4 protein-coding genes are annotated in these 6841 nt (G+C 61.5%); all 4 read left to right on the top strand.

Annotation, left to right across the window (positions count from 1 at the left end; genetic code table 11):
• The first annotated feature begins 583 nt into the window (after positions 1-583).
• The 4 genes from Q0367_RS01380 (at position 584) to Q0367_RS01365 (ending at position 6797) form a co-directional block, all read left to right on the top strand.
• Positions 584-1810 carry an NAD-dependent epimerase/dehydratase family protein gene (locus Q0367_RS01380; protein WP_297640891.1) on the top strand — a complete coding sequence of 409 codons (1227 nt, stop codon included), beginning with the start codon at positions 584-586 and terminating at the stop codon, positions 1808-1810.
• A gap of 232 nt (positions 1811-2042) precedes the next feature.
• Positions 2043-2339 (top strand): hypothetical protein, encoded by a 297-nt coding sequence (locus tag Q0367_RS01375; RefSeq protein WP_298980682.1) that lies wholly within the window; start codon positions 2043-2045, stop codon positions 2337-2339.
• Between the two features lie 134 nt (positions 2340-2473).
• Complete coding sequence (gene glmS, locus Q0367_RS01370; protein WP_298980681.1) at positions 2474-4333, top strand: glutamine--fructose-6-phosphate transaminase (isomerizing); 1860 nt, start codon at positions 2474-2476, stop codon at positions 4331-4333.
• 223 nt (positions 4334-4556) lie between these two features.
• Entirely contained in the window at positions 4557-6797 is a 2241-nt protein-coding gene (locus Q0367_RS01365; RefSeq protein WP_297640886.1) for an NADP-dependent malic enzyme, read from the top strand.
• Positions 6798-6841: the final 44 nt, after the last annotated feature.

The raw sequence follows: 6841 nt of genomic DNA, 5'->3' as shown, positions 1-6841 counted from the left end.
TGCGGCCCTCACCCCCTGGCCCCTTCTCCCAATGCTGGGAGAGAGGGAGGAGAACGTGCGGCTCGCAGCCGCACGTTCTCGGTGAATTGCAAGAGCTTGGGTGAATCGAGGAAGCGCAGCTACGAGCAGCGCCTACGAGAAATACACCGGGCTCATCGTAGTTGCGGCTCGCAGCCGCAGGTCTTCGGTGGACCCAAGGTGCGGCCCTCACCCCCTGGCCCCTTCTCCCAATGCTGGGAGAGAGGGAGGAGAACGTGCGGCTCGCAGCCGCACGTTCTCGGTGAATTGCAAGAGCTTGGGTGAATCGAGGAAGCGCAGCTACGAGCAGCGCCTACGAGAAATACACCGGGCTCATCGTAGTTGCGGCTCGCAGCCGCAGGTCTTCGGTGGACCCAAGGTGCGGCCCTCACCCCCTGGCCCCCTCTCCCAATGCTGGGAGAGGGGGAGGAGAACGTCGTAGGTGCGGCTCGCAGCCGCACGTTCTCGGTGAATCGCAAGAGCTTGGGTGAATCAAGGAAGCGCAGCTACGAGCAGCGCCTACAAAATTGCGAAGTTATGAACAATACAGAGGAGTGAACCCTATATGGCTGTTTCAGAGCGAATTATCGTGCTTGGCGGCGACGGTTTTTGCGGATGGCCGACGGCGCTGCGGCTGTCGCGCGAGGGATACGACGTCGTGATCGTGGACAACCTTTCACGGCGCAAGATCGATATCGAACTCGGTTGCGAGTCGCTGACGCCGATTCAGCCGATCGAGCGACGGCTGCGCACATGGGAGGAGTTGACCGGCAGGTGCATTGCCTTTTACAACCTGAACATCGCCGAAGATTACTACGAACTTGAAAAATTGATCGAAGAAGTGCGCCCTAAGGCCATTGTCCACTTCGCCGAACAACGCGCTGCGCCCTACTCGATGAAATCTCCTCGCCATAAGCGCTACACCGTGGACAACAACGTCAACGGCACGCACAATGTGCTCTGCGCCATCGTCGAATCCGGCCTGGATATTCACCTGGTGCATCTCGGGACAATGGGCGTCTACGGCTATGGCACGGCGGGCATGTCGATCCCCGAGGGATATCTCACCGTGAAGGTGGAGATCGACGGGGTCGAGCGGGAAATCGAAATCCCCTATCCGCCTCATCCAGGCAGCATTTACCACATGACCAAGACGCTCGATGCGTTGCTCTTCTTCTACTACAACAAGAACGATGACGTGCGCATCACCGATCTGCACCAGGGCGTCGTCTGGGGCACAAACACAGAGGAGACGCTGATGCATCCTGACCTGATCAATCGTTTTGACTGGGAAGGCGACTACGGCACCGTGCTCAATCGCTTTTTGGTCGAAGCGGCGGTCGGGCATCCGCTGACCGTCTACGGCAACGGCGGGCAGACGCGGGCGTTCATTCACATTCGCGACACGGTGCGCTGCATCTCGCTTGCGATTCAGCATCCGCCTCAACGCAAAGAACGCGTGAAAATTTTCAACCAGGCCACCGAAACTCACCGCGTGCGCGATCTGGCGCAGCTTGTGTCGCGGCTCACGGGCGCCGAAATTCGATATTATGTGAACCCGCGCAACGAAGCGCCGGAGAACGACTTGGTGATCCACAACCGACAATTTCTTGAGTTAGGTTTGAAGCCGATCACGTTGAGCGAGGGGCTGCTCTGCGAAGTGATCGAGGTGGCTGCGCGCTACAAAGATCGCGTCGACAGGTCGAAGATCATCAGCGACTCGCGCTGGCGCGCGGACATTCCGCTTGACCGCGAGGGCAGACCTGTCACTCCTGAGTTGGCGATGGCGTAAGGGCCATCGCCAACTCAGCAGCAAAGCGGCCACGTTGAGAGGATCGAGCTTCGTGTGCAGCGTAGGTGCAGCTTTCAAGTCGGACGTTCTCGGCGCGCAAGGATATGCAGTTTCTTTCGACGGAATTTGCTGTTATACTGAACCTGCAACTGGGTTTTCATTTTGAAGAGAAGGGAGTTGAAGGGAAAGGAGGCGCCTAGCGAGGGTGCAACGGACAAGGGAAAGAGAGCGCATGGCCCGCTGGCCTCAGCGGTTGACGAGGAAGGGGTTTCTGGCGCGCGCCAGACTAACCGTGCAGCAGGATTGGCCCACTGCGCGGGAAAATCGAACGATCAGCGGATGCCCCTGGGCCGCCTTCCACCGGCCCAACCTGGACGTTCACCGTCCAGAAAAATCTTTCCCGCCCTACTCCTGTGTAAGCGTGCGTGCAAAAGTGGCGGGCGACCGCCGTCACAAAGACGCCCGCAGTGGAAGCCATCGAATCGACGCAATCCGTGAAATCTCTGCGCTCTCAGCGCCTCTGCGGTGAGCTTTTGCAGCGCAAGCATAGCCTTATTTTTCCTCACGGCAGGGACGCAATTCATGGCGCAAGAGCAACGAAACGCCAGAGGGCGCGCGGCGCGCTTCATGTCGCGCGCAACAATTCCCATTGGAGGAAAGTCTATGTGTGGCATCGTTGGCTACATTGGCCGGCAAGAAGCGGCCCCGATCATTTTGCAGGGGCTGCGGCAGTTGGAATATCGCGGCTATGATTCGGCCGGACTGGCCGTGTTGGACAGGACAGGCGCACTGCAGGTGCGCCGCGAAGCAGGAAAACTGGTCAACCTGGAGCGGGCCGTCACAGAGGCGCCTGTCTTCGGCGTTGTCGGCGTCGGTCACACGCGCTGGGCGACGCACGGCCCGCCCAGCCAGCGCAACGCCCACCCGCACAGCAGCCCCGACGGCGATCTTGTCGTCGTGCAGAACGGCATCGTCGAAAACTTTTGGGAGCTACGCCAGGAGCTGGAGGGCATCGGCTATTGCTTCCAGAGCGACACCGACACGGAGGTGATCGTTCATCTGATCGATCACTACTATCACAACGGCGACGCCGGCCATCTGGAGCGCGCCGTTCAGAGGGCGATGCAACGGCTGAAGGGGCCGAGCGCCATCGTCGCCCTTTCCTCCCGCCATCCCGATCGCCTGATCGCCGTGCGCCTGGGCAACGCCGGCGGGGTGGCGGTCGGTTTTGGCGAGGGCGAGATGTTTGTCGCGTCCGACATCCCGGCCATCCTGCACCACACCCGCCAGATGGCCTTTCTCGACAATCAGCAGATGGCGATCGTCACCGCTCAGGGCGCCGTGTTCACAGACCTGGAGGGTCGACCGGTGCACAAAGCGTGCGTGCGCATCGACTGGAATCCCACGGCTGCCGAGAAGGGCGAATTTCGTCACTTCATGCAAAAGGAGATCTTCGAGCAGGGGCGCAGCCTTACGGACACGCTGCGCGGTCGGCTTGACTTTCAGCGCCACAGCGTCATCCTGGACAGCCTGAACCTGGATGCTGCGCAGGCGCAGCGCCTTTCCAGGATCACCATCGTGGCCTGCGGCACCAGCTATTACGCCGGCCTGGTCGGCAAATACTACATTGAACGGTTGGCGCGCATTCCGGTGGAGGTGGACTACGCCAGCGAATTTCGCTATCGAGCGCCGCTGGTTGCGCCCGACCAGATGGTGTTGGCGATCACCCAGAGCGGCGAGACCGTCGATACGTTGGCTGCGCTTGAGGAAGCGCGTGCGCATGGGGCTTTCACCGCCGCCATCGTCAACGCCATCGGCAGTCAGGCTGCGCGCGTCACCGACGGTCATATTGCTATGCAGGCCGGCCCGGAGATCGGCGTGGCGAGCACCAAAGCCTTCACCGCCTCGATCACCGACTTGCTGCTGCTGGCGCTCTATCTAGGGGAGCAGCGGGGCGCATTGCCGGAGTCGCAACGCCGCCATATCATCCGGACGCTCTCCACCCTGCCCGGCCTGGCCGGCGAGCTGCTCGAAGAAGCGCTGCGCAGCGAACGCTATCGCGAGCTGGCGGAGCGCTACCACACCTATCACAATTTTCTCTACCTGGGGCGCAACATTCACTACCCGATCGCGCGCGAGGGCGCCCTTAAGCTGAAAGAGATCAGCTACATCCACGCCGAGGGCTACCCCGCCGGCGAAATGAAGCACGGCCCGATCGCCCTGATCGACGCCAATATGCCCACCGTCGTCATCGCCCCGCGCGACCATGTCTACGACAAGATGCTCAGCCAGATCGAGCAGATCAAGGCGCGCAGCGGGCCGGTGCTGGCCGTCGCCCACGCCGACGATGACGCCATCCGCGCCAAAGTGGACGCCGTGCTGCCCATCCCGGCGACCGATGCGCTGTTGACGCCCATTCTGGCGGTGATGCCGCTCCAGATTTTCGCCTATGAGATGGCCGTACGCCGCGGGGCGGACGTCGATCAGCCGCGCAACCTGGCCAAGAGCGTGACCGTCGAATAAGAGGTAACGTGACCGTCGAATAAGAGGTAAGAAGTCTCTTCAATTCGGGGACAGGCGTCGATGTTTTCCCGATGGAATTGGACTAAGATCGTTTTTTGGATCGTTCAACCGCAATGAGCGCCTGCTCGACTTTGCACGCAGCCGCTTTGGAAAGACCTTCGGAGCGGCTGCGTGCAGAGGGAAGACTGAACAGACGCCCGCCATGACCAAAAGAGGGAACACCATGGAAAACCTGAAACAGGATTCGTTGGATTACCATGCACAGGGCAGGCCGGGCAAACTCAAGATCGTCGCCACCAAGCCGATGGAGACGCAGCGCGACCTGTCGTTGGCCTACTCGCCAGGCGTCGCCTATCCGGTGCTCGCCATCGCCGAAAATCCGGAGCTCGCCTTCGACTACACGGCCAAAGGCAATCTCGTCGCCGTCATCTCGAACGGCACCGCCATCCTCGGCCTGGGCGATCGCGGGCCGCTTGCCGCCAAGCCGGTGATGGAAGGTAAAGCGGTGCTCTTCAAACGCTTCGCCGACGTCGACGTCTTCGACATCGAGGTGAATTCCAAAGACCCCGACGAGATCATCCGCTTCGGCGAGATGATTGCGCCGACCTTCGGCGGCATCAACCTGGAGGACATCAAAGCGCCGGAATGTTTCTACATTGAGACCGAGCTGCAAAAGCGCGTCGACATCCCGGTCTTTCACGACGATCAGCACGGCACCGCCATCATCTCCGGCGCAGGTCTGCTCAACGCGCTGGAGCTGGTCGGCAAGCCGATCGACCAGATCAAAGTAGTGATGAACGGCGCCGGCGCAGCCTCGATCGCCACCGCCGATCTTTACGTGGCCTTGGGCGTGCGCAAGGAAAATATCATCATGTGCGACACCAAAGGCGTCATCTACAAAGGGCGCACGGTCGGCATGAACGAATACAAGGAGAAATACGCCTCCGACACCCCGGCGCGCACGTTGGAGGAGGCGATGGTCGACGCCGACGTCTTTATCGGCCTTTCCGTGGCGAACTGCGTGACGCGCGAGATGGTGCGCAGCATGGCGCGTGACCCCATCATCTTCGCCATGGCGAATCCAGACCCGGAGATCACCTACGAAGAGGTGCAGGCCGCGCGCAGCGACGTCATCTTCGGCACCGGACGCAGCGACTATCCCAACCAGGTCAACAACGTGCTGGGCTTCCCTTTCATCTTCCGCGGCGCGTTGGATGTGCGGGCGCGCAAGGTGAATATGGAGATGAAACTGGCGGCGACGCGCGCGCTGGCGGCGCTGGCCAAGGAAGACGCGCCCGACAGCGTGATCCGCGCTTATGGACTGAACGAGCTGCGTTTTGGCCGCGAGTACATCATCCCCAAGCCGCTCGACCCCCGCGTGATGTTGTGGGTGGCGCCCGCCGTCGCCAAAGCAGCGATGGAAACCGGCGTGGCGCGGCGTCATCTCGACCTGGACGAATATATCAACATGCTCAAAGCGCGGCAGGGCAAAGGCGCGCAGACAATGCACATGCTGGAGCAAAAAGCCCGCAAGGCGCCCAAGCGCCTCGTCTTTGGCGAAGGCCGCGAGCCGCGCGTGATCCGCGCTGCGCATGAGGTGGAAGTCAACGGCGTCGCCAAACCCATTCTGCTCGGCCATGTCGAGGAAGTGCGCCGCCAGATCAAAGAGCTGGGCCTGAACTGGGAGCCGGAGATCATCGATCCGATCGACTCGCCGAAACAGGGGGAGTACGCCGAGCGTTTCTATCAAAAGCGCCAACGCAAAGGCGTCACCCTCACCCGCGCGCGCGAGCTGATGCGCCAGAAGATGTACTACGGCCCCATGATGGTGGAAATGGGCGACGCCGACGCCTTCATCGCCGGCCTCGCCTACAATTACCCCGAGGTGCTGCGACCGGCCCTGCAGTGCGTCGGCGCCCAGGATGGACGTTGGGTGAGCGGCGTCTACATGATGCTCGTGCAGGATCGCATGTTCTTCTTCACCGACGCCACCGTGATCATCGATCCGACCGCCGAGCAACTTGCCGCCATTGCGCTCAACGCCGCCGATCTGGCGGAACGCTTCGGCGTCAAGCCGCGCATCGCCATGCTGAGCTTCTCCAACTTTGGCAGCACCCCGCATCCCAGCCAGAAAAAGGTGCAGCAGGCGACCGAACTCGTGCGCCAGCAGCGGCCTGACCTCGAGATCGACGGTGAAATGCAGGCGGACGTCGCCGTCTCGCCGGCGTTGATGAAACAGCACTATCCCTTCAGCCGGGTCAGCGACGCCAATGTGCTCGTCTTCCCGGACCTGGCCTCGGCCAACACCTCCTACAAGCTGCTCAGCCAGCTCGGCGGCGCCGAGGCGATCGGCCCCATCCTGGTCGGCATGGCGAAACCGATCCATGTGCTCGCCACCGGCGCCGAGGTGCGCGACATCGTCAACGTCGCCACGATCGCCGTGATCGATGCGCAGAGTCGATAGACTTACCCAGCTTTTTGTCTGACGGATGTGTGGCCATCTGCATA

Origin of the sequence: uncultured Caldilinea sp. (assembly GCF_937128415.1) — a bacterium.
In the GTDB taxonomy this organism is placed as follows: Bacteria; Chloroflexota; Anaerolineae; order Caldilineales; family Caldilineaceae; genus Caldilinea.
The sequence above is the reverse complement of the archived record's forward strand: the minus strand, read 5'-3'. Positions and strand labels throughout refer to the sequence as shown.